Source organism: Enterobacter sp. 725m/11, from assembly GCF_011683705.1.
In the GTDB taxonomy this organism is placed as follows: domain Bacteria; phylum Pseudomonadota; class Gammaproteobacteria; order Enterobacterales; family Enterobacteriaceae; genus Enterobacter; species Enterobacter bugandensis.
The window spans coordinates 1-20975 of record NZ_JAAQOK010000057.1 but is presented as its reverse complement, the minus strand read 5'-3'; the positions used below and the strand labels follow the sequence as shown (position 1 = coordinate 20975).

18 protein-coding genes are annotated in these 20975 nt (G+C 53.6%); 8 read left to right on the top strand and 10 right to left on the bottom strand.

The window, feature by feature from the left end; genetic code table 11:
* Positions 1–4: 4 nt before the first annotated feature.
* From HBA26_RS23070 to HBA26_RS19595, 3 genes are all read right to left on the bottom strand, one after another.
* On the bottom strand, positions 5–163 hold the full coding sequence (locus HBA26_RS23070) for a hypothetical protein (RefSeq protein WP_108780354.1): 159 nt from the start codon (positions 161–163) through the stop codon (positions 5–7).
* 297 nt (positions 164–460) lie between these two features.
* Positions 461–1444 carry a zinc transporter ZntB gene (gene zntB, locus HBA26_RS19600; RefSeq protein ID WP_166720996.1) on the bottom strand — a complete coding sequence of 328 codons (984 nt, stop codon included), beginning with the start codon at positions 1442–1444 and terminating at the stop codon, positions 461–463.
* A gap of 154 nt (positions 1445–1598) precedes the next feature.
* Positions 1599–2741, bottom strand: coding sequence for a methyl-accepting chemotaxis protein (locus HBA26_RS19595; protein WP_126345853.1), 1143 nt, complete (start codon positions 2739–2741; stop codon positions 1599–1601).
* Between the two features lie 454 nt (positions 2742–3195).
* Here HBA26_RS19595 and HBA26_RS19590 point away from each other — a divergent pair, with 454 nt between their 5' ends.
* From HBA26_RS19590 to HBA26_RS19580, 3 genes are all read left to right on the top strand, one after another.
* Positions 3196–5325 (top strand): bifunctional diguanylate cyclase/phosphodiesterase, encoded by a 2130-nt coding sequence (locus HBA26_RS19590; protein ID WP_126345852.1) that lies wholly within the window; start codon positions 3196–3198, stop codon positions 5323–5325.
* A gap of 92 nt (positions 5326–5417) precedes the next feature.
* On the top strand, positions 5418–6650 hold the full coding sequence (locus HBA26_RS19585) for a sensor domain-containing diguanylate cyclase (protein ID WP_126345851.1): 1233 nt from the start codon (positions 5418–5420) through the stop codon (positions 6648–6650).
* 74 nt (positions 6651–6724) lie between these two features.
* Positions 6725–6865 (top strand): Ecr family regulatory small membrane protein, encoded by a 141-nt coding sequence (locus tag HBA26_RS19580; protein ID WP_032644880.1) that lies wholly within the window; start codon positions 6725–6727, stop codon positions 6863–6865.
* A 190-nt stretch (positions 6866–7055) separates the two neighbouring features.
* Here the strand turns inward: HBA26_RS19580 and HBA26_RS19575 are convergent, their stop codons facing one another.
* Positions 7056–7955 carry a LysR family transcriptional regulator gene (locus HBA26_RS19575; protein WP_126345850.1) on the bottom strand — a complete coding sequence of 300 codons (900 nt, stop codon included), beginning with the start codon at positions 7953–7955 and terminating at the stop codon, positions 7056–7058.
* Between the two features lie 142 nt (positions 7956–8097).
* On the opposite strand from HBA26_RS19575, the gene HBA26_RS19570 reads away from it, so the two are divergent.
* A complete protein-coding gene (locus HBA26_RS19570) occupies positions 8098–9027 on the top strand; it encodes an aromatic alcohol reductase (RefSeq protein ID WP_126345849.1) in 930 nt (309 codons plus the stop codon).
* Positions 9028–9128: 101 nt separating this feature from the next.
* On the opposite strand, the gene HBA26_RS19565 is transcribed toward HBA26_RS19570, so the two are convergent.
* Complete coding sequence (locus HBA26_RS19565; RefSeq protein ID WP_047368679.1) at positions 9129–10745, bottom strand: peptide ABC transporter substrate-binding protein; 1617 nt, start codon at positions 10743–10745, stop codon at positions 9129–9131.
* A gap of 185 nt (positions 10746–10930) precedes the next feature.
* Here HBA26_RS19565 and mpaA point away from each other — a divergent pair, with 185 nt between their 5' ends.
* Positions 10931–11644 (top strand): murein tripeptide amidase MpaA, encoded by a 714-nt coding sequence (gene mpaA, locus HBA26_RS19560; protein WP_166720995.1) that lies wholly within the window; start codon positions 10931–10933, stop codon positions 11642–11644.
* Here the strand turns inward: mpaA and ycjG are convergent.
* Positions 11635–12600 (bottom strand): L-Ala-D/L-Glu epimerase, encoded by a 966-nt coding sequence (gene ycjG, locus HBA26_RS19555; protein WP_126345847.1) that lies wholly within the window; start codon positions 12598–12600, stop codon positions 11635–11637. The two genes, mpaA and ycjG, sit on opposite strands and share 10 nt — an antisense overlap.
* Before the next feature lie 108 nt (positions 12601–12708).
* Between ycjG and tpx the strand changes: the two genes are divergently transcribed.
* Both tpx and HBA26_RS19545 read left to right on the top strand, forming a co-directional pair.
* On the top strand, positions 12709–13215 hold the full coding sequence (gene tpx, locus HBA26_RS19550; protein ID WP_041909703.1) for a thiol peroxidase: 507 nt from the start codon (positions 12709–12711) through the stop codon (positions 13213–13215).
* A gap of 275 nt (positions 13216–13490) precedes the next feature.
* Entirely contained in the window at positions 13491–14699 is a 1209-nt protein-coding gene (locus HBA26_RS19545) for an aldose 1-epimerase family protein (protein WP_048959060.1), read from the top strand.
* Between the two features lie 33 nt (positions 14700–14732).
* On the opposite strand, the gene tyrR is transcribed toward HBA26_RS19545, so the two are convergent.
* From tyrR to HBA26_RS19530, 3 genes are all read right to left on the bottom strand, one after another.
* Complete coding sequence (gene tyrR, locus HBA26_RS19540) at positions 14733–16274, bottom strand: transcriptional regulator TyrR (RefSeq protein ID WP_028013361.1); 1542 nt, start codon at positions 16272–16274, stop codon at positions 14733–14735.
* A 112-nt stretch (positions 16275–16386) separates the two neighbouring features.
* Positions 16387–17439, bottom strand: a complete 1053-nt coding sequence (locus HBA26_RS19535; RefSeq protein ID WP_126345846.1) for a YcjF family protein — start codon at positions 17437–17439, stop codon at positions 16387–16389.
* Positions 17436–18833 (bottom strand): YcjX family protein, encoded by a 1398-nt coding sequence (locus HBA26_RS19530; protein WP_045260646.1) that lies wholly within the window; start codon positions 18831–18833, stop codon positions 17436–17438. The genes HBA26_RS19535 and HBA26_RS19530 overlap by 4 nt, the downstream gene beginning before the upstream one ends.
* A 155-nt stretch (positions 18834–18988) precedes the next feature.
* Here HBA26_RS19530 and HBA26_RS19525 point away from each other — a divergent pair, with 155 nt between their 5' ends.
* Positions 18989–19999 (top strand): LacI family DNA-binding transcriptional regulator, encoded by a 1011-nt coding sequence (locus tag HBA26_RS19525; RefSeq protein ID WP_041909694.1) that lies wholly within the window; start codon positions 18989–18991, stop codon positions 19997–19999.
* Between the two features lie 33 nt (positions 20000–20032).
* On the opposite strand, the gene HBA26_RS19520 is transcribed toward HBA26_RS19525, so the two are convergent.
* Positions 20033–20953, bottom strand: coding sequence for an OmpG family monomeric porin (locus HBA26_RS19520; RefSeq protein ID WP_166720997.1), 921 nt, complete (start codon positions 20951–20953; stop codon positions 20033–20035).
* Positions 20954–20975 lie beyond the last annotated feature (22 nt).

Genomic DNA, 20975 nt, shown 5'->3' with positions numbered 1-20975 from the left:
ACGGTCAGATGGCGCGTATCCTCGCAGATCTCGGGGTTCGATGCGACAATTTAATCGGTTCTTCGTCCGGCGGCGGGTCTGGCATCGGCTGCGGACGCGGAATGGGATCGGGCATCGGCACGGGATCGGTGGGGACAGGATCGGACTGACGCGCGTGTTGCATTAGCAGAGCGAGTAAAATGCTCATCTTTCCCTCCAGGATTTGCTGTCGTCCCTTTTAGGGTAGACGCTGAGAAACAGGAGGCAAAAAAAAGCCGACTATAAAGTCGGCGTCGTACGAATCAATTGTGCTATGCAGTAATTCAAAAAAGGAAGTAAGACAATATGGAGCGCAACGCCCATCGCTTGACGTTGCATTCACCTGCGGGAGTAATATTGCACCTTACGGGGGTGATGTTTATTGACTTCGCTCAATTAAAAGAGCGTTTTAATCCTCGAAAAAGGTGAAAAAATCGTAAATTTACAGCCATTTACTACGATGCAACCACCATGCAACACCACCAATCAAAACAACTAACATGACGCAAAACGCGGTGAAGCCGTACCGATATTCGCCGCCGGGTATACCGCCCAGATTGACGCCAAAAAGCCCTGTCAGAAATGTGCTGGGTAAAAAGACCATCGCCATCAGGGACATCGTGTAGGTTCTTCTCGCCAGCGACTCCTGCATCACCTGTGCGATTTCATCCGCCATGACCGCCGTTCGGGCGATACAGGAATCAATCTCATCCAGCCCACGGCCCAGCCTGTCAGCAATGTCCTGCATCCGGCGGCGCTGATCGTCATTCATCCAGTTGAGTCTTTCACTGGCCAGACGGGCATACACATCCCGTTGTGGCGTCATATACCGACGCATCACGATCAGTTGCTTGCGCAATAGCGCCAGAAAGCCGCGCGGCGGGATCTGCTGATCGAGCAGATTATCTTCCAGGTCGATGATTTTATCGTGCAGCTCTTCAATAAATTCGCTCGCATGATCGGTCAGGGCGTCACAGACGTCCACCAGCCAGCTGCCGCAGTCAACCGGTCCGGTCCCCTCTTTGAGGTCGTTTACAATGTCATCCAGCGCCAGAACCTTACGCTGACGTGTGGAAACAATCAGCCCATCGTCCATATAAACGCGCATCGCAACCAGTTGATCGGGACGTTCATCCGTGCTGCCGTTTATACAGCGCAGGGTGATAAGCGTCCCGTCACCCATCCTGCTTACGCGAGGCCGCAGGCTTTCCCCCGCCAGCGCATCACGTACGTTGTTAGGCAGCAGCGGAGTCCAGGCCAGCCAGTCAGCGCTGTCCGGGTGGGTATAGTTCAGATGTAGCCAGCAGGGATGCTCTTTATCAATGACATCATCATCTTCCAGCGGTCGGGCACCGCCGCGACCGTCCAGCACCCACGCAAAAACTGCGTCAGGAACGTTAAGTTCGGATCCTTTAATGCTCTCCACAGCGCCTCCCCTGTTTGGCTCTTTCGATGTCAGTCTAGCTTCCATCAGGGGTTAAGCAACAACTATGTTTCGCATCGCGCTGAAATCGCTCAGGAATTGTACACGCTATATTTTGAGAATAAAAAAGCCTGGCATGCCAGGCTTCGGGAAGCTGTCAATGAGAGTGCTCGGGGCGCGGATGAAACGAGACAGGGCTGGCTACGGGTGACGAGGGGTGCCCCTGGTCCAGCCTGAAATTTCGGGTCCGCGTCTGCAGTTCGATCACCTGATTACGCAGCACATCAGAGGAACCGTTGAGCTCCTCCGCCATCGCCACGTTGCTTTGCGTGACCCGCTCCAGTTCGGACAGCGCCAGCGTGATCTGGGAAATGCCCTTCTCCTGCTCTGCGGTTGAGGTAGAAATTTCGTCCATTAACCGGCTGACGTTGCCGGAGCCGGTCACGATGTCACGCATATTCTTCTCCGCTTCCGACACAACGCTGGCACCCTGGGTGACATTACTGCTGGTAACGTCAATCAGCGTTTTGATGTTTTTCGCCGCCTCAGCGCTGCGGTGAGCCAGGTTTCGGACTTCCTCTGCGACCACGGAGAACCCTTTCCCGTGATCGCCCGCCCGCGCGGCCTCGACGGCCGCGTTAAGCGCCAGAATATTCGTCTGGAATGCAATCCCGTCGATCAGGGAGATAATTTCCGTCATCTGCTGCGCGCACTCGGTAATGGATTGCATATTGCTGGCAACCTGTTCCATCAGATCTCCGCCCTTGCGCGCCTGCAGCGTCGCGGCATTCGCCTGCTCGCTCGCCAGCCGGGTATTATCGGCATTGTTTCGGGTACTTGCCGCCATCTGCTCCATGCTTGCCGCAGTTTGCACCAGAGATGCAGACTGCTGCTCTGTTTTCACCGAGAGCTGAGCACTGCGGGAAGAGAGCTGATCCGACAAGGCCATGGCGTTTTGTGATGATGCCCTGATCTCACGCACCAGCGTAGCGATGTTGCTGGAAAGAGTATTAATCCCGGGAATTAATCGCCCCGCACAGTTATTGCCAAACTCGGGTATAGAGACGCCTAAGTTGCCTGCGGTCACTTCTTCAATACTTTTTTTCACAGTATTGATCGGTGTCACAAGAAACTTCGTCATATAACTCCAGAGCAAAAATAATCCAACGAAATTGACCAGATTAATCGAAACGAAAAGAGGAAGATTGCTGGAAAATAGAACAACGATACCTGCATTCACTAAAAACAGGCACAGCAGGAACCAGGCAATGAAGGTCCTGACACTAATATTTCTTAGCATGATTTTACCCACAACTTATATTTTGGTCGGCATTTAGATTTATAGCATTCACTTTTGCGTTTGTCCTCACATAATACGCTGGTTTCTCGTTTCGCCGTTACCAACCCTGTATTTAACTTAAGTCAGATAAAAAAGAGGTTTTAGTAGAAATGTCATGCCCCATATGCTGTATTGCTGGTCCAAAGCCTCCTGAAGCGATACCATTATCTGCGGTAAAACGGTCCATATGCACACATATTTAAGACGCTTTGCTACAATCTATCGACTATGTTTAGCAGTACTTAATGCATTAACATAAAGAATATATTTTATATTGCGGGTAAGTTTGACCTTTTATATTAGTGGCTATTTTCCACGATAAATAACTAATATGGTTTGAATGCGCATGTTCGTTGCCAGATAAAGACGTGCCGGCCGGCAAAATCGGTAACCCTCTCAGGCGTGGGATTGCATAATGCTCAATATATCGTGGGACCCTGTGTTGATCGCTGTCTCTTATCTAGTGGCGTTTATCGCCTCCTTTGTGGCCCTGGACAGCGCCGGGAAAATTCCCCTTTCCAGCCGTAAAGCGGCTCTGTTCTGGCGCATTGCCGGCGGGATCACGCTGGGCATCGGGATCTGGTCAATGCACTTCATCGGTATGCTGTCGATGCAAATGCCGATGATGATGAGCTATGACCTATGGCTAACCCTTGCGTCTCTCGGTGTGGCGATCGTTGCCTCCACGATAGCAATAAATATTGCCGTTACGGGCAAACACCTCTCTCCCTTTCGGCTGTTCTTCGCCACGGTTATCCTCAGCGCTGGCGTGGTCGCTATGCACTATATCGGCATGGCCGCGTTGATGCTGGAAGGAAGCATCCTCTGGGATCGGCGCATTGTGGGTGTGTCCGTGATGATTGCCGTGGTCGCCTCCGGTGTGGCGCTGTGGCTGGCTTTTCGCCTTAGAGATAAGCACAAAGGGGTCTTTGTGACTCGCATTCTTGCCGCGTTAGTCATGGGCGCCGCCATTTGCGCGATGCACTATACGGGCATGAGCGCCGCGCATTTCAATGAGATGGCGCATACGCTCCCCGGCGGGGTCAGCGAGCTGGGGTTATCCATCTGGGTTTCCGTCACCACGCTCGCCCTGCTCGGCATGATGTTAATTATTTCGCTTATCGATTCGCACTGGCGGACCAGCCGGCTGACGGACAATCTGCGCCAACTCAACCGTCAGCTTGAGCTACAGGTTCGCTTTGACGCTCTCACCGGCCTCGCAAACCGCCAGCAGATGGATATCCGAATGCAGGATTGTCTGCACAGCGCCTTGTTAAGTAACAAACAATTTGGCGTGGTTTTTCTGAATGTCGATCGCTTCAGACGCGTGAATGATACCTGGGGTCACAGCGTCGGTGATGAGTTATTAATTACCATTGCCCAACGCATCACCTCCCTACTTACCCGTGAGATGACGCTGGCCAGGCTGGGTGGGGATGCCTTTATCCTGCTGGTTCCCGAATGCGACGAAGAAAAGCTCACTACCCTGCTCACGACGCTGCTTGCGGATATGCGCCGCCCGCTTTCGCTTTGCGGACATACGCTGAGTACCACCCTCAGCGCGGGTGTAAGCCTTTATCCTCAGGATGGCGAAACGCTGCATGAACTGAAGTTTAAGGCGGATGCCGCCTTACACCACGTTAAGCAAGAAGGTCGTAACGGCTGGGCGTTTTACCGCCCTGAGATGTCAACGGCGGTTCCGGCGCAGCCGGGTTTTCTGCAGGAACTTTATCAGGCGCTGGAAAGCGATCGGTTTGAACTGTGGTATCAGCCAACCTGGCATGCTAAAGATAAGACAATCCACGGTTTTGAGGCTCTTCTGCGCTGGCGGCATCCGGAGCAAGGCGTTTTGCTGCCAGGTCTGTTTTTACCCACTCTGGAACAAACGGGTTTGATTATTCCAGTTGGCAACTGGGCTATTGAAGCCGCGTGTCGGCAGCTTCATTTCTGGACTGAACAAGGTTTCAGTCAGTGGACGTTATCGCTCAATTTATCCCCTATTCAGTTCGAACAGCCGGATATCTTTCACATCGTGTCGTCCATGCTGGATAAATATAATCTGTCGCCCTCAAGGCTGATCCTGGAGGTCACGGAGAGTACCGCGCTAAAAAATCTCGACCGCAGCATCGAGCTGCTCAACGCCTTTAACCATGCGGGGATCACCGTCTCTATTGATGATTTTGGCACGGGTTATTCCAACCTGCTGATGCTGAGCGTTCTTCCGGCAAAAGAGCTTAAAATCGACAAGAGCTTTGTGTCCTCTATGCTGGGAAATGAAAAAAGCCGCAAGCTGGTGGAAACCATTATTAATATTGCGCGCACCATGGAGATGACTGTCGTTGCCGAGGGGATTGAAACGGACGAACAGCAGGCAATACTGACCAGCCTCGGCTGTGACTATCTCCAGGGCTACCTTTTCTCCCGCCCCTTGCCTGCTGAACAGGTTCCGTGGCTGCTGCTACAAAAAAACTCAGACAAACAAATTATACCCATAAGTAAAATTCAAACGGACCCCGAATTTATTTCACAAAAAAATCATGCCTGACGGGATTGAGTAGAGTATGTTTCAAGGGAGTACATGCGGGTCAGTTCTGCCATGATTGCCAGGCGTATCGTGCCGATGAACAGGAAAATACTATGTCGCAAAATAGTTTTGATGCGCTTAATGCAATTAAAACGCCCGTGTGGCTCATTTCTCCTGTTTCGGAACAGATTATTTTTGCAAATGTGGCCGCAATACAGTTAATGGGTAATAAAACGCTGAATAACCTGCGTAAAGGGTCCTGTTCTGCAAGTGCGCAAACCGTACTGTCGATGTATGTTCCTGAACTGAAGAACGATCACGATATTGTCGAGATCTGGACAGTTAGCCGGGGCGGGCAGGACGTACCGATAAGCTGTCGCCTCTCCCTCACCCACGTCACGCCGGATGGTGATGTTATCGTTTTCGAAGGAATCTCTTCGCACGCCCCCTCAGGCCTGAAAGCCAGCCGTTCCGCAACCTATCAACGCAAAAAACAGGGGTTTTACGCCCGCTTTTTCCTGACCAACAGCGCACCAATGTTGCTAATCGATCCTCCCCGTGACGGGCAAATTGTCGATGCAAACCTGGCCGCGCTCAGCTTTTACGGTTATTCACATGATGAGATGTGCCGGAAGCACACCTGGGAAATTAACACGCTTGGCAGAGGCGTCATGCCCATCATGACGGAGATCGCCGCACTGCCCGGCGGACATAAGCCGCTTAATTTTATTCACCGCCTTGCCGATGGCACCACCCGCCACGTCCAGACCTACGCGGGGCCCATTGAGATCTACGGCGACAAACTGATGCTGTGCATAATCCATGATATTACTGAGCAAAAGAGGCTTGAGCAGGAGCTGGAAAATGCTGCATTACGTGACTCGATGACGGGGTTACTCAACCGACGTCAGTTTTATAACGTTATCGACCAAACCAACCTGAGCCACCTCTCCGCCCAGCAGCAATTTAGCCTGCTGCTGGTGGATACCGATCATTTTAAAAATATCAACGACCTCTTTGGTCACCTGAAGGGTGATGAGGTGCTCATCGCCCTCTCCCGAACGCTGGAAGCCTGCAGCAGACAAGATGACCTGGTGTTTCGCTGGGGCGGTGAAGAGTTTGTCATCCTGTTGCCGCGTACGTCTCTCGAAACGGCGCTGAAGATTGCCGAATCCGTCCGTGCGGCGGTCGCCCATATTACCCTCCCAGGCTTACCGCGCTTTACCGTCAGTATTGGCGTGGCTCGGCATGACCCGGAAGAGAGTATTGACGCGCTGTTTAAACGTGTCGACGATGCGCTCTATCGCGCCAAAAACGATGGGCGTAATAAAGTCCTTGCGGCATGAAACTGGAGTATCGTGAAAAGCCCCGCTACAATGCCCAGCTTAAGTAAATTAACGACGGGTGGGTTGTGGCAACAATGGGAAAGACAGAAATAATACTCACCTTAATTATTTTATTGCTTATTATATTTGGCTTATGGTTTATTTTCAGCGGTGAGATTTGGTTTTTCGTTGAATATCTGGAAAACAGTCTCTACCCCACTTTTGACGCACTGTAGTGCACGTTTAATTTATTGTTTCACCTACCGAATTTGTCAGGTATCTGCATTGCCCTCAGCCACGTAAGATACGCGGCGTTATCCTCCAACAATGTTGATAACGAATCACTAAATCATTTGCTTATTTCGCCCGTTCTCTGACGGGCTTTTTTTATTTCCGACTATTAAGCAAAACCAGGGTTTTCGCCCGTCAGTCACCATGTTGGTATAGCACCGCTCTGCTCCAGTCATAAAAGGCGCGTACCGAAGGCGGGAGATAGCGGTTTTGTGGATAGACAAGCGAAAGCGGTAAATCGAAAGAGACGTCCTCCATACAGCGGACCAATGCCCCGCTCTTCAGATACGGCTCAGCCAGATAGCTGGCCACGCGAATTAATCCGAGCCCTTGAATTCCGGCCTGGATATAGGCATCGGTGTCATCGACGATCAGCGTCTCCTTCATGCGGATTGCACAATCGCCGTCATCACGCGTAAAAAACCAGTCAATGGTACGCCCGGTGCGGTGGTTCAGGTAGCCGACTGCGTAATGCTTTTCCAGTTGGTCGAGATTTTTCGGCTTACCACAGGCGGCTATATAGCCCGGAGAAGCCAGAACAACCCATCTGAAGTTCGCCAGAGGGCGCGCGACCAGCGTCGTTGAATCTTCGATCCTCCCGGTGCGGATCACGCAGTCATACCCTTCCTGAATAATGTCCTCCACGTTATCGCTGGAACAGAGTATCAGCTCCAGCTCGGGATACTGGCGGAGAAATTCAGGGAGACCGGGAAGAATGCAATGTCGGGCGAGAGACTGCGGCATCCCGACTTTAAAACGGCCTCTGGGCTGCGCGGATCTGCCGGGAAAGGAAGACTCCATTGTCGCAATATCCGTCAGCAGCCGTTTGCTCTCGTCATAGTAACGTCGGCCTTCTGCGGTCACGCTGAGTTTCCGGGTGGTGCGCTGTAAAAGCTGAATGCCCAGGTATGTCTCCAGCTCCTTAACGACCCGCGATACGGTTGAACGCGGTAGCCCCAGCACTTCTGCCGCCCTGGCGAAGCTATGGGTTTCGACCACACAAACATATACCCGCATTGATTCCAGTTTATCCATATTCCCACCGCGCCTGAAAAGATCGATTATCCCATTTTTACGAACAGTCTAACTTATGCTTGTCGTCTTATCGAATGCAGCCATCTGACATAACCTTGCTCAAGTTGAAGTAATCAAACGATTAAACAAAGAGAGGCTCAGTATGAAAGAACGTGATATCACGACAGGCGAAAAAGTATTAGTGCTTGGTGCAGGACAATTGGGCGCTGCCGTGCTGGAGTATCTGGTTCCGGCAGTCACGCAGCGCGACGGCGCTGTCTCCGTTATCGTATCGCCCGGCTCCAGGGACAGCCGGGGTAAGCTTCAGTCCGAAACGCATCAAAAACTGGCTGATGCAGGGGCCAAATTTATCTCTGTCGATGTCGCTGCCAGCACGACTGACGCGTTAATAAACCACTTCGCGGATTTTGATACTGTTATCAACTGCATGGGGTTTGTCGCTGGCGCGGGAACACAGATAAAGATTACTCGCGCGGTACTGGAGGCTGGCGTTAAACGCTATTTTCCCTGGCAGTTTGGCGTGAATTACGATGTGGTAGGCAAAGGGAGCGGTCAGCCCGTCTGGGACGAGCAGTATGATGTCAGGACGCTACTGCGGGAACAGAACGCGACGGAATGGGTGATTGTTTCAACCGGCATGTTTACCAGTTTTCTCTTCGAACCGGCATTTGATGTGGTGAATTTATCCGAAAAAACCATTAATGCGCTCGGAGGATGGGACACACAGGTCACCGTGACATCACCTGCGGATATTGGCCGACTCACCACCGAAATTTATTTGCATCAGCCGCGGATCGTAAATGAAGTGATATTTATTGCAGGTGAAACAACCTCATACGGAAAACTGGCAGAAACTGTTGAACGTGTGACCGGCCAAACGTTCACTAAAGACGTATTACCCCTCTCTGAGTTACTGGATGAGCTGCGTTTGAAACCGGATGATACGATGACAGGCTATCGCACGGCCTTCGCCAGGGGAGACGGTGTATGGTGGCCGATGAAAGTTACCTGGAATGTGCAGAATAAGCTGCCGACCCAGGATATAGCGTCATGGCTAAAAACCGTCATTTGAGGAAATCTCTTTTCAGGACGCTAATGAAAACTGGCGCTGTCAGCCGCGCCAGCTCTGGATTTAGCCGTGGTTACCTCGCGTTAACAGGCAACCGGTACCGATTAGTGCTTTTCAATATATATCGTCCGGCTATATGCCACGTCTTCCGGGTTATTGATGGGGTAGCCCTTCACCCAGGGCTTAATCAGGCGACCGTTAGTGTACTGATAAATTGGCGCGATGGGCGCCTTCTCCATAAGGATTTTCTCCGCCATGTTGTAGTCCGCATTGCGCGCCTTCGCGGTGGTTTCCAGCGTCGCCTGCTGGACGATCTTATCGTAGGCAGGGTCATTAAAGCGGGAGATATTGCCGCTGTGAGTGGAGGTCAGCAATGACAGGAACGTTGATGGCTCGTTGTAATCGCCCACCCATGAGGCGCGGATCACATCAAAGTTGCCGGTATTACGGCTATCGATATAGGTTTTCCACTCCTGGTTTTGCAGTTTGACATCCACACCGAGATTTTTCTTCCACATGGAGGCCACCGCAATCGCGATTTTCTGGTGGTTTTCCGAAGTGTTATACAGCAGGTTCAGCTTTAGCGGGCGCTGAGGACCGTATCCTGCAGCCTGCAGCAAGGTTTTGGCCTGGGCGTTGAGCTCCTGCTGCGACATCTGCTCAAACGGCGAGGCGTCCGGAGTGAACCCTGCCGTCACGTCTGGGGTGAAGTGCCAGGCGGGCTTCTCCCCCGTCCCTAACACCTTTTCTGCCATGATACGACGGTCGATGCTCATACTCAGCGCCAGACGAACCCGTGCATCCGCCGTCGGGCCTTTTTGGGTGTTAAAGGCATAGTAATACGTTCCCAACTGAGGCGGCGTATAAACCTGCCCCGGAATGTCCTTCATGAGCTTCTGATACATGTTTTTTGGGAACGATTCGGTAATATCAATATCCCCTGCCAGGTAGCGTTTGGTCGCCGACGATTCCTGATTAATCGGCACGAAGGTCACCTTCTGCAGTACCGTTTTGGCATTGTCCCAGTAGTGCGTATTGGGCACCACAACCAGTTTTTCATTCACCACGCGGTCCTTCAGAACGTAAGCCCCGTTCCCCACCAGCGCGCCCGGTCGCGTCCACTCTTTACCGCTTTCGACGTTAGCTTTTTGTACTGGATAAAAAGCAAAGTTCGCCGTCAGGTTGCTGAACCACGGCAGCGGTTTGTCCAGCTGAACGCGTAACGTTCTGGCGTCCACCGCCGTCACACCCAGCGTATCGGGCGCGGCTTTGCCGTCAATAATGGCCTGCGCGTTATTAATTCCCGCCAGCGCGGCAAACCAGGCAAACGGAGAGGTGGTTTTCGGGTCAACCAGACGCTGCCAGCTGTAGACAAAATCCTGGGCGGTGACAGGGGAGCCGTCGGACCATTTCGCGTCATCGCGTAAGGTAAACATCCAGACGCGGTTATCGTTGCTCTGCCAGCGTGTCGCCACGCCCGGCGTCAGCTCCCCTTTCTCATTCTGATTAACCAGGCCTTCAAAGAGATCGCGAATCACCTGAATCTCTGGCAACCCCACGGCTTTCGCCGGGTCCAGCGAAGCCGGCTCGTCTTTAATATGCCTGACCAGCTCCTGTTTTTGCGCCAGCGCAGTGCCCTGCGGCACGTCAGCTGCGAAAGAAAGTGAAGAGAGCCCGCACAGGCACAGTGCGGCAAAAAGACGCGAAACAGGATGCTTCATAAGATCCCCTTTAATGAATTCAGGTATTAAGCAGATGCGTAATTATTTGTTTCGACAAAGAGAAATGCAAATAACTTACGCCTGAATAGTGATTTAAGGCAATTCTTAGCCATTACGGAAACTATTTGATTAACAGCGGGTTTTGCACAACACTGCCAGTAGTGACTTCTTTATCAGGATTTCGTATGGCAACCACCCGACCGAGAGCGGAACGCGGCGCCTTTCCGCCGGGCGCTGAGCAATATGGCCGCTCCTTTTTAGGCGCATCGCTGATCTGGTTCCCCGCCCCCGACGCAGACCGCGAAAGCGGCTTGATTCTTGCCGGCACGCACGGGGATGAAAACTCCTCCATCGTGACGCTTTCATGTGCGCTGCGGACGCTGACGCCGTCATTACGGCGTCATCACGTGATTCTGGCGGTTAACCCGGACGGCTGCCAGCTGGGTCTTCGCGCCAATGCGCGAGGCGTTGACTTAAACCGTAATTTTCCGGCAGCAAACTGGCGCGCAGGGGAAACGGTGTATCGCTGGAACAGCTCCGCCGAGGATCGTGATGTGGTTCTGCTAACGGGAGATAAGCCGGGCTCAGAGCCGGAAACCCAGGCGCTGTGCCAGCTTATCCATAAGATCCACCCCGCGTGGGTGGTCTCCTTCCACGAACCGCTGGCCTGTATTGAAGATCCGCGTCACTCCGAGCTTGGCGCGTGGCTGGCAGACGCTTTCGCCCTGCCGCTCGTGACCAGCGTGGGCTATGAAACGCCAGGCTCGTTCGGTAGCTGGTGCGCCGATTTGAGCCTGCCCTGCATAACCGCTGAATTCCCGCCGATCTCCTCCGACGAGGCCAGCGAAAAATACTTAAAAGCCATGGTGGATCTTTTACGCTGGCAGCCTCAGAGATGAAGCACGCCGCTGGTAAAATGGAGCGCGGGAGAGACGTCAACCGCCAGCCACGTCGGGCCGTCCAGATCGGCGAAACGGACCTGATTGACCAGCGGTAGCGCCGCGCCGATTGCCCGGGACGTACAGAGCATACAGCCCAGCATCAGTGAAAAACCTTGCGCCCGGGCTTCTGCCGCCAGGGCCAGCGCCTCTGTCAGCCCGCCGGTCTTGTCGAGCTTAATATTAATCATCTCGTAGCGACCCTGCAGCTCGCTCAAGCTCGCGCGGGTGTGACAGCTTTCATCCGCACAAACGGGCAACGGATGGATAAAGTTCTTCAGCGCCGCGTCATCTTTTGCTGGCAGAGGCTGCTCCAGCATGGCCACCCCCAGGTCGGCCAGCAGCTGACAGCGGGCGGCCAGCCCTTCTGGATGCCATGATTCATTGGCATCAACAATCAGCGTGGCTGAGGGTACCGCCGCGCGAATGGCGACCATCCGCTCGCTAATCAGACGATCGTCGAGCTTCACCTTCAGCAGCCGGGCCCCGGTGTCATAAAGCGCTTTGGCGCTGGCGGCCATCTGTTCCGGCTCGCCAATCACTACCGTTTGCGCGGTAGCCACCGATTCCGGCAGCGCCACGCCCAGCAATGCTGTCAGGGTTTGCTGCTGTTTCGCCGCCTCGAGACTCCAGAGCGCACTATCAATGGCGTTACGTGCGGCCCCGGCGGGCAAACGCTGCTGTAATGCCTCGCGCGTGAGTCCGGTTTGCAGGTCTGGCACCAGCGTCATGATATGCGCCATCACTGACGCGAGGCTTTCACCATAGCGCGGGTAAGGCGTACACTCCCCTACGCCTTTAAAACCGTCCTCTTCGATTTCAACGACCACCACGCTGGCTTCGCTTCGGCTGCCGCGGGAGATCACAAACGGGGTATGCAATGGCCAGGCTTCTTCATAGACCTTAACGCTTCTCATCACTGACTCCTTGCAGCCCGGAAAGGCGAAAAAATTTGGTTTGCCGTGTTATCTGCGGATGGCATACACTAGCCCCGACGTTAACTATATGTAAACAGGAAGATATCTATGTCACAACTCGTTCATTTCCAGGGCAACCCGGTTGCTGTTGCAGGTTCCATTCCGCAGGCTGGCAGCAAAGCGCAGGCTTTTACTCTGGTGGCTAAAGATCTGTCTGACGTCACACTGGCTCAGTTTGCGGGCAAACGCAAAGTGCTGAACATTTTCCCGAGCATTGATACCGGTGTTTGCGCCGCATCCGTGCGTAAGTTCAACCAGCTGGCAACTGAAATGGACAACACCGTTGTGCTGTGCATTTCTGCTGACCTGCCGTTCGCCCAGTCTCGCTTCTGCGGTGCTGAAGGCCTGAGCAACGTTATCACCCTCTCCACCCTGCGCAGCCCGGATTTCCTCGAAAACTACGGCGTCAGCATCGCTGAAGGCCCTCTGAAAGGCCTGGCAGCACGCGCGGTACTGGTTCTTGATGAAAACGACACTGTCGTCTTCAGCGAACTGGTTAATGAAATCACTACCGAGCCGGATTACACCGCCGCGCTGGAAAAGCTGAAAGCATGATCATTACTTAGCATTCTATACCGCTTTTTCAAAACCTCGCTATGGCGGGGTTTTTTATTAATTCCTAGCTGAATCGTTAAAGCAATAATGAGCTTGCGTCACAAAATTAACGCAATTCAGTTTCAATAATTCAGCAAAATAGCGATCACACCCGCATATTGATCGTTAAACAACCCTGAATTTACCCTCAGTGAGGCGCATCACATTTCCCTTATCGCCAAAACATTAGATTTGCTTACGAAGTTAAATAATCGTTTCAGCAAAAAGGGATAAATATGAAAATAAAACTGGCTTTAACGCTCCTTTCGGTACTGGTTTCGGGCCATGCCGCAGCAAAAACCTGGGTGCTGACAAGCGCTGAAAGCAGCGTGGAAAAAGGAAACTGGAAGATTTCCAGCGATGAGCTGAAAATTAACGATCGAACGTTCAGCATTGAGCAAAAAGTGTTGCACGGCGGCAAGCAGGAAGGTAGTAAAGTGATCGTTATTAGCAGTAAAAACGGCCTGACCATCACCTTAAGCCCGACGCGCGGGATGAACCTTCTGCATGTGGAGGGCTTTGGCACCAGGCTGGGCTGGAACTCCCCCGTTAAAGAGGTCGTTAATCCGGCGTATATCAATCTGGAAAGCCGAAACGGACTTGGCTGGCTGGAAGGTTTCAACGAGATGATGGTCCGCTGTGGCTACGAATGGACGGGGCACCCGGTCACCGCTGACGGCCAGATTTACACCCTGCATGGCAAGGCGGGGAATACACCGGCATCCCAGGTGGAAGTAGAAATTGCGGATGCTGCCCCGCATGAAATTCGTATTCGCGGTCTCATCAAAGAAAGCACCTTTAAAAAAGCGGATCTGCAAACCATGACCGAACTGCGTTACGTTCCAGGAACCAACCAGTTCAGCCTGCATGACGTTCTGACGAACCATGCCGATTACCCTCATGACTATCAGATCATCTACCATAGCAACTTCGGGGCGCCTGTCCTCGAAGAAGGCGCGCGCTTCCTTGCCCCGGCGGCAAGCGTGAGCCCGTTCAATGATTACGCGAAAGCGGGCGTTAACGACTGGCAAACCTACGCCGGGCCGACAAAAGGCTTTGATGAGATGGTCTTTAACATCAAACCGCTTGCGGACAGCAACCATGAAACCCTCGCGGCGGTGGTGAATAAAGCCGGTGACAAAGGCGCGTCAATTCAGTTTGATACCCGCCAGCTGCCCGTGCTGACCCTGTGGAAAAATACCGATACGCCAAAACAGGGCTATGTCACGGGGATTGAGCCAGGCACCAGCTACGCCTACCCCGTCACCATTGAACGCGAGCAGAAGCGGGTTAAGCAGCTGCAACCAGGCGCCAGCGCTCAATTTGACCTGACCTATACCCTGCTACACAGCGCGCAGCAGGTGAAGGACGTCGAAAGCAGGATTGCGTCGATTCAGGGCGAGACAAAAACTGAGATCGTGACCACGCCGCTGGCGAAGGAATAAGCATTAAAAAAGCCTCTTTACAGAGGCTTTTTGTTATTCGTCACCTTTCTTATGATTCAATCCATACTCACGTAGCTTATTCGCAATCGCGGTATGCGAGACGCCAAGCCGTTTTGCCAGTTTGCGGGTGCTTGGGTAGCTGCGGTACAGCTGCGTCAGCACGGAGCGCTCGAAGCGGCTGGTGATATCATCCAGCGAGCCTTCCATCGCTTCTTCGCCTACCGATACCGTCCCGGCGTCGTAATCCGGCAACAGAATGTCCTGAGGGCGCAGTTCATAGCCTTCCAGCTGGGTCAGCGCGCGATAAACGGCGTTTTTAAGCTGACGAATGTTGCCCGGCCAGCCGTAGCGCATTAACACCGTGCCGAGATCTGCAGACAGTTTCGGACGTGGAACGCCCTGCTCGTCGGCAAAGCGGGCCACAAACAGCTCCGTTAGCGGCATGATGTCCTGCGGACAATCGCGCAGCGGTGGAATGTTCAGCGTCAGGACGTTGAGGCGGTAATAGAGATCTTCGCGGAAAATCCCCTTTTGCACCAGTTCCACCAGGTTCTTCTGGGTGGCGCAAATGACGCGCACGTCCACATGCACTTCGTGATCCTCACCGACGCGGCGGAAGGTGCCGTCGTTCAGGAAACGCAGCAGTTTAGCCTGCATACGCGGCGACATTTCGCCGATCTCGTCCAGCAGCACGGAGCCGCCGTTGGCCTGCTCGAAGAACCCTTTCTTGCCTTCCGGCGCGTGTCCAAACAGCTCGCTTTCGACGGCATCTTCTGGAATAGAGGCACAGTTAAGCGCCAGATACGGTTTAGCCGCACGCGGGCTTGCCAGATGCACGGCGTGCGCCAGCAGATCTTTCCCGGTGCCGGTATCGCCGGTAATCAGCAGCGGCGCGGTAAGACTGGCAAGCTTGCGCGCCTGATCAACCACGTGGCGCATTTTCGGGCTGACGGCAATAATCTGGCTGAATGCGCCAACGTCCTGGCTGGAGAGATTTTGCAGCTGGCGCCCCATGCGTAGCGTCGAGCGCAGCATGATCACCGCCCCGGTCAATACGCGACTATTTCCTTCTCCTTTCAGATAGACCGGTGTGATCTCCATCAGGAAATTCTGCCCGTTAATCACCACATGCTCGCTGTGCGTATTCTGCGGGTTGCTGTCCAGCCAGCGCTGGAAGTTAAAACCAGGGATCAGCTGCGCGGCGTGGTGGCTGCTGAGCTTCTCCTGGCTCTGCGCGAAAAGCTGGCAGCTCGCATGGTTAACGCGCTCGACTTTACTTTTCAGATCCAAAGAGAGGAACGGTTCGGGCATCGCTTCAAGCAGCGCGCTCAGGGCGAGGTGCTCACGTTCGGAGGGCATCCAGGGGATGGTGCGTACATCCGTAACGCCAGCGATACGGCGTATTTCCGCCATCAGGCTGCTGAACGTGTTAAATTCAATTTCGGCAAAATTGAGGTAAATTCGCCCGACAGGATCGATCTCGATGCCACGTAAATCAATGCTACGTAAAACAAGAAGATCGAGTAATTCGCGGGTAAGACCGAGGCGGTCTTCACAGAAGACTTCAAGACGCATGGGAAATTCACCGTTTTAAGCCAATAACGTTAAAATGATATGTCAGAACTCGGTGAACCGGAAGATGGCTGTCAACAAATATTGACAGCCAGCACGATTAGTGAACAAAGCCTCAATGAGACGGTTTTTTATTGAGCGTTTCTTTCAGCTGACCGATCAGTTCACGCCTGAAATCCCCCAGCCGCGGCTTATCGCCATCAATCCACGGCAGCGGACGGCACACCTCCATCGCTTTGATACCCAAACGCGCCGTCAGCAAGCCCGCGCCAATGCCCTGGGCTGCACGGGCTGAAAGACGCGCCGCCAGATCCTGCGACATCCAGTCCATTCCCACTTCGCGCACCAGCTCGCTCGCGCCCGCAAACGCGATATTGAGCAGGACCAGTTTGAACAGCCTGAGCCGGCTGTAGTAACCCAGCTCTATGCCGTAAAGGTTCGCGATACGGTTGATGAGGCGCAGGTTACGCCAGGCGATAAAGGCCATATCCACCAGCGCCAGCGGGCTGACGGCAATCATCAGCGTGGATTCCGCCGCCGAGCGGCTAATCTCACGCCGCGCCTGGGCATCCAGCACCGGCTGAACCATATGGGAATAGAGCGTGACCACCTCCCGGTCGTTCTGGGTTTCATGGATGGCGGCGTACCAGCGCTGGAGCGCAGGATGCGACTGATCGATACCGGCCTGGCTGGCCAGTTTTTCACAGAAGGCGCGGCCTTTGCCGGTGCCGTGGCTGTGGAGGAGATCCCGCGCTTCATCGCGCTCGTGCGCGCGCTGTCGCAAACGCCAGAGGCGGCGCCACTCGGTGGCAACCGACCCGACGCCCGCCCCCACGATGAGCGCGCCCGCGGCACATCCGCCCAGCGCAACCCAGTCCTGGGTTTGCCAGGCGTTCATCGCCCACTGCACGCCCTGCCCGACCACGCTGACGCCAAACAGCGCCAGACCGGCGGTGACCATCTTGCGCCACAGGCTGCGTTTAGGACGCAGAGCGGCTTCCACGACCGCCTCCGCCGGACCGTCTTCGACGGTGGGATCGTCCGGCAGCGCCGGGGCGAAGTTCTCCGCCTGCGCGCCGCTGAACGTCTGCGCCGTTTTAAAGGCGTCCTGACGCTCGGGCTCAAGCGTTCCGGTAAAGTCTATGCGCGGTTTTAAGGGTTCCGTCATCGCAGTTTATCTCCAATCAAAAACTCCAGCGCCGCATCCAGACGGATGTGCGGTAACGGCCGATCGACGCTCATGGTCTGAGGGCGGAAGGCTTCAAACTGGAAGCCCTGGCTCTGCCAGAAGGCCTGGCCCGGCAGCCGCGCGGGCACTTCGCCGGGATAGACGGTAAGCGGCTCGCCGTCACTGAGTCGATTCCCGCGTAATGCTGGTATTTTCTCGCCGTTAAGGTCAATCAGGCCGCTTTGGGTCGCCTGCACCGATGCGAGCCCAAGACAATCCATACTGATGCCTTCAAACGCGGCGTTTTGCCAGGCGTCCTGCACCAGCTGCTGCAGCAGAGAAACCATGTTGGCGTGCTGATCGACCGTAACGTGATCGGCTTTTGTGGCCGCAAACAGCAGCTTGTCGATCACCGGTGAGAACAGACGACGAAACAGCGTCCGCTGCCCGTAGTGGAAACTCTGCATCAGCTGCGTCAGCGCGAGGCGCATATCGTTAAATGCCTGCGGCCCGCTGTTGAGCGGCTGCAGGCAATCCACCAGCACAATCTGGCGGTCGAAACGTAAAAAGTGGTTTTTATAAAAACCTTTGACCACCTTTTCGCAGTAGTAATTGTAACGCTCGCGCAGCATGCCGGCATTCGTGTGTTTGTCAGCCTGTGCCAGCTTCGACTCGCCTGCGCCGTCCACATCCGGCCACGGGAAGAACTGCAGCGCGGGCGCGCCTGCTAAATCACCCGGCAAGACAAAACGGCCCGGCTGGATGAAGTGCAGCCCTTCCTGTTTGCACTGATGCAGATAGTCCGTCCAGGCTTCAGCAATGGTCGCCAGACGGTTTTCGTCCGCAGGCGCCAGCGGATCAAGGCCCTCGCACAGCTGTCGCCATTTCGTTGACCACTCTGCGCGTTGCCCTTGCAACAAGCCCGTCATCTGGCGGGACCAGCTGAGGTAGTCCTGCGCCAGCATCGGCAGGTCGAGCAGCCATTCGCCGGGATAATCGACGATTTCCAGATACAGGGTTGAGGTATCCTTAAAGTGACGTATCAGCGATTCATTAGAACGAAAGCGCAGCGCAAGGCGAATTTCACTGACGCCTCGCGTTGGCGTCGGCCACGCGGGCGGATCGCCGTAAAGCTGCGCCAGCCCTTCGTCGTAGGTAAAACGCGGTATGCCAAAATCACGCTGAGGGACGCGCTTAACGCCCAGCAGACGCTCCTCGCGCACGGCGCTGAGCAACGGCAGCCGCGCACCGGCGTGCAGGTTCAGCAACTGGTTTACCATCGCGGTGATGAACGCCGTCTTACCGCTGCGGCTCAGGCCGGTAACGGCCAGACGCAGATGTCGATCAACGCCGCGGTTCACCAGTGAATTGAGTTCGTTCTTAAATCGCTTCATCGCCATCCTTCATTGCCCGGAAGCCAGGAATGTATGGCTTCAGAATACAATAAATGGGGGCAGATCGTTGATTATCAATTCTTATTTATTGCTATTGCCGTTTTCTCTCCAGTAAGATGAACGACATTGCTGTCAGTCCGGAGTGAGTAAGGTGTATGTCACCCACCATCTATGATATCGCACGGGTTGCGGGCGTATCGAAATCAACCGTTTCCCGCGTTCTGAATAAACAAACGAATATTTCCCCTGAAGCGCGAGACAAAGTGCTTAAGGCGATAGACGAATTAAATTATCAGCCCAACAAACTGGCCCGCGCCCTGACCTCTTCTGGCTTTGATGCCATTATGGTTATTTCAACCCGCTCGACCAAAACTACTGCCGGTAACCCTTTTTTCTCCGATGTTCTTCATGCCATTACGGCAAAAGCGGAAGAGGAAGGGTTTGACGTTATTTTACAAACCTCGAAAAGCAGTGAGGACGATCTGCAGAAGTGCGTGGGAAAAATAAAGCAGAAGATGATCAAAGGGATCATCATGCTGAGTTCACCCGCAAACGAATCTTTTTTTACCACGCTGGACGAATACGGTGTGCCCGTAGTGGTTATTGGAAAAGTAGAAGGTAAGTTCCAGAATATTTATTCTGTTGATACGGACAATTTTCACGACAGCGCTATTCTGGTCGATTCGTTTATTAAACATGGGCGAACTAAAATTGCCTGTCTGCATGCCCCGCTCGATTATCACGTTTCTATCGATCGCCTTGCGGGTTATAAATCCAGCCTTGAGAAGCAGGGTATCGCCATTAACCCGGACTGGGTCATTGATGGCGGATATACCCATGAAAGCGCGCTCCAGGCAGCCTGCAAATTACTCTCGTCTGACAACCCGCCCAATGCCGTTTTTGCTACTGACAGTATGAAATTGTTGGGTCTTTATCGTGCTGCGGATGAGTTAAATCTGATGGTTCCCGAGCAGGTTGTTATGGCAGGCTACAGCGATCCGATGCTGTCTCTCGTTTTAACCCCTGCGCCAGGCGGGTTTGATATTCCGACGAGAAAGCTCGGCGAAGAGAGCTGCAACGTGTTGTTTAAGCGTATTGCGGGTAAACCTGCGCCGCATAAGATTTTGGTTGATACGCATTTTTCGGATGCGGCGTCCTTGCGCTAATAACCAGGGGCAATCGCCCCTGGTAAATCATGATCAGAACGCGTAGTTCACGCCGACAACCGCGTAGTGGAAGCGATCGCTCTCACCTTCGTCATGGTTTTCCCATTCATAGGCATATTCCAGCGTCATGGATAAACCGTTGTTAAAATCATAGGCGTACAGCATACCCAGACGGTTGAAATCATGTCCTTCACGCGTCGGATCGTCCTGCCAGTCCCAGTTTGACCAGCGATCGAGCCCCAGACGGGTATAAGGCGTTAACGTCGTCTGGCCTAACGAAATCGGCAGGTAGGCACGAATTTCCTGGGTAGAAAACTCGCCGTTATTACGTGAGCTGTCCATATTGAAGCCGCGCTCTAAATAATAATTTACTTTCGCAGAGAACGTTTCGTTGATGGTCCAGGTAAAACCGGTTTCGGTCTCGACGCGGCTGTCAGAATAACCGGTTTTTTCCAGATCGTTGGCAAACTGATACATGGCAAACCAGCCGCCAAAGCGCCAGTCGTCGGTTAATTTAATATCCCAGTCAGGCTGAACTTTATAGCGCTGCATATTAGCGCTGCCGTCTTTGGCACCGTGTTCATCTTTAAAGTGATAACCATAATTGCGGAAGCCACCGGTCAGACCGAACGTAAAATCATCGGTGCCGATAAAGCGATAGCGCAATTCAAATTCCGGGCGATCGAAATAGGTGCCACGCGTCATGCTGCTATAATCAACCGGCCCTTCCTGATACATTGCCAGAGAGATTGTCCAGGCATCCCATGTTGCATTAAACCATACGGAGGGTTCATATAATCCATCTTTATCGTCGTTCTGACCTTCGACGTTTTCAATTTCATACATGGCACCGATATTAAACGCCCACTGCTTTGCGGGTTCTGTTGCTTGCGCGCAGCTAACCCCTGCGCACAGAACGAGCGCAGCACTTCTTAGTAGCTGTCTCTTATACACATCTGACGCTGCCGACGACGGA

Coding starts and splice junctions, on each gene's coding strand:
- HBA26_RS19545 (WP_048959060.1), top strand. CDS start 13,491: ATGAAAATAAAACTGGCTTTAACGCTCCTTTCGGTACTGGTTTCGGGC.
- HBA26_RS19575 (WP_126345850.1), bottom strand. CDS start 7,955: ATGGATAAACTGGAATCAATGCGGGTATATGTTTGTGTGGTCGAAACC.
- HBA26_RS19595 (WP_126345853.1), bottom strand. CDS start 2,741: ATGCTAAGAAATATTAGTGTCAGGACCTTCATTGCCTGGTTCCTGCTG.
- HBA26_RS19525 (WP_041909694.1), top strand. CDS start 18,989: ATGTCACCCACCATCTATGATATCGCACGGGTTGCGGGCGTATCGAAA.
- HBA26_RS19565 (WP_047368679.1), bottom strand. CDS start 10,745: ATGAAGCATCCTGTTTCGCGTCTTTTTGCCGCACTGTGCCTGTGCGGG.
- mpaA (WP_166720995.1), top strand. CDS start 10,931: ATGGCAACCACCCGACCGAGAGCGGAACGCGGCGCCTTTCCGCCGGGC.
- HBA26_RS19535 (WP_126345846.1), bottom strand. CDS start 17,439: ATGACGGAACCCTTAAAACCGCGCATAGACTTTACCGGAACGCTTGAG.
- tpx (WP_041909703.1), top strand. CDS start 12,709: ATGTCACAACTCGTTCATTTCCAGGGCAACCCGGTTGCTGTTGCAGGT.
- HBA26_RS19570 (WP_126345849.1), top strand. CDS start 8,098: ATGAAAGAACGTGATATCACGACAGGCGAAAAAGTATTAGTGCTTGGT.
- HBA26_RS19580 (WP_032644880.1), top strand. CDS start 6,725: ATGGGAAAGACAGAAATAATACTCACCTTAATTATTTTATTGCTTATT.
- HBA26_RS23070 (WP_108780354.1), bottom strand. CDS start 163: ATGCAACACGCGCGTCAGTCCGATCCTGTCCCCACCGATCCCGTGCCG.
- HBA26_RS19585 (WP_126345851.1), top strand. CDS start 5,418: ATGTCGCAAAATAGTTTTGATGCGCTTAATGCAATTAAAACGCCCGTG.
- ycjG (WP_126345847.1), bottom strand. CDS start 12,600: ATGAGAAGCGTTAAGGTCTATGAAGAAGCCTGGCCATTGCATACCCCG.
- HBA26_RS19530 (WP_045260646.1), bottom strand. CDS start 18,833: ATGAAGCGATTTAAGAACGAACTCAATTCACTGGTGAACCGCGGCGTT.
- tyrR (WP_028013361.1), bottom strand. CDS start 16,274: ATGCGTCTTGAAGTCTTCTGTGAAGACCGCCTCGGTCTTACCCGCGAA.
- HBA26_RS19590 (WP_126345852.1), top strand. CDS start 3,196: ATGCTCAATATATCGTGGGACCCTGTGTTGATCGCTGTCTCTTATCTA.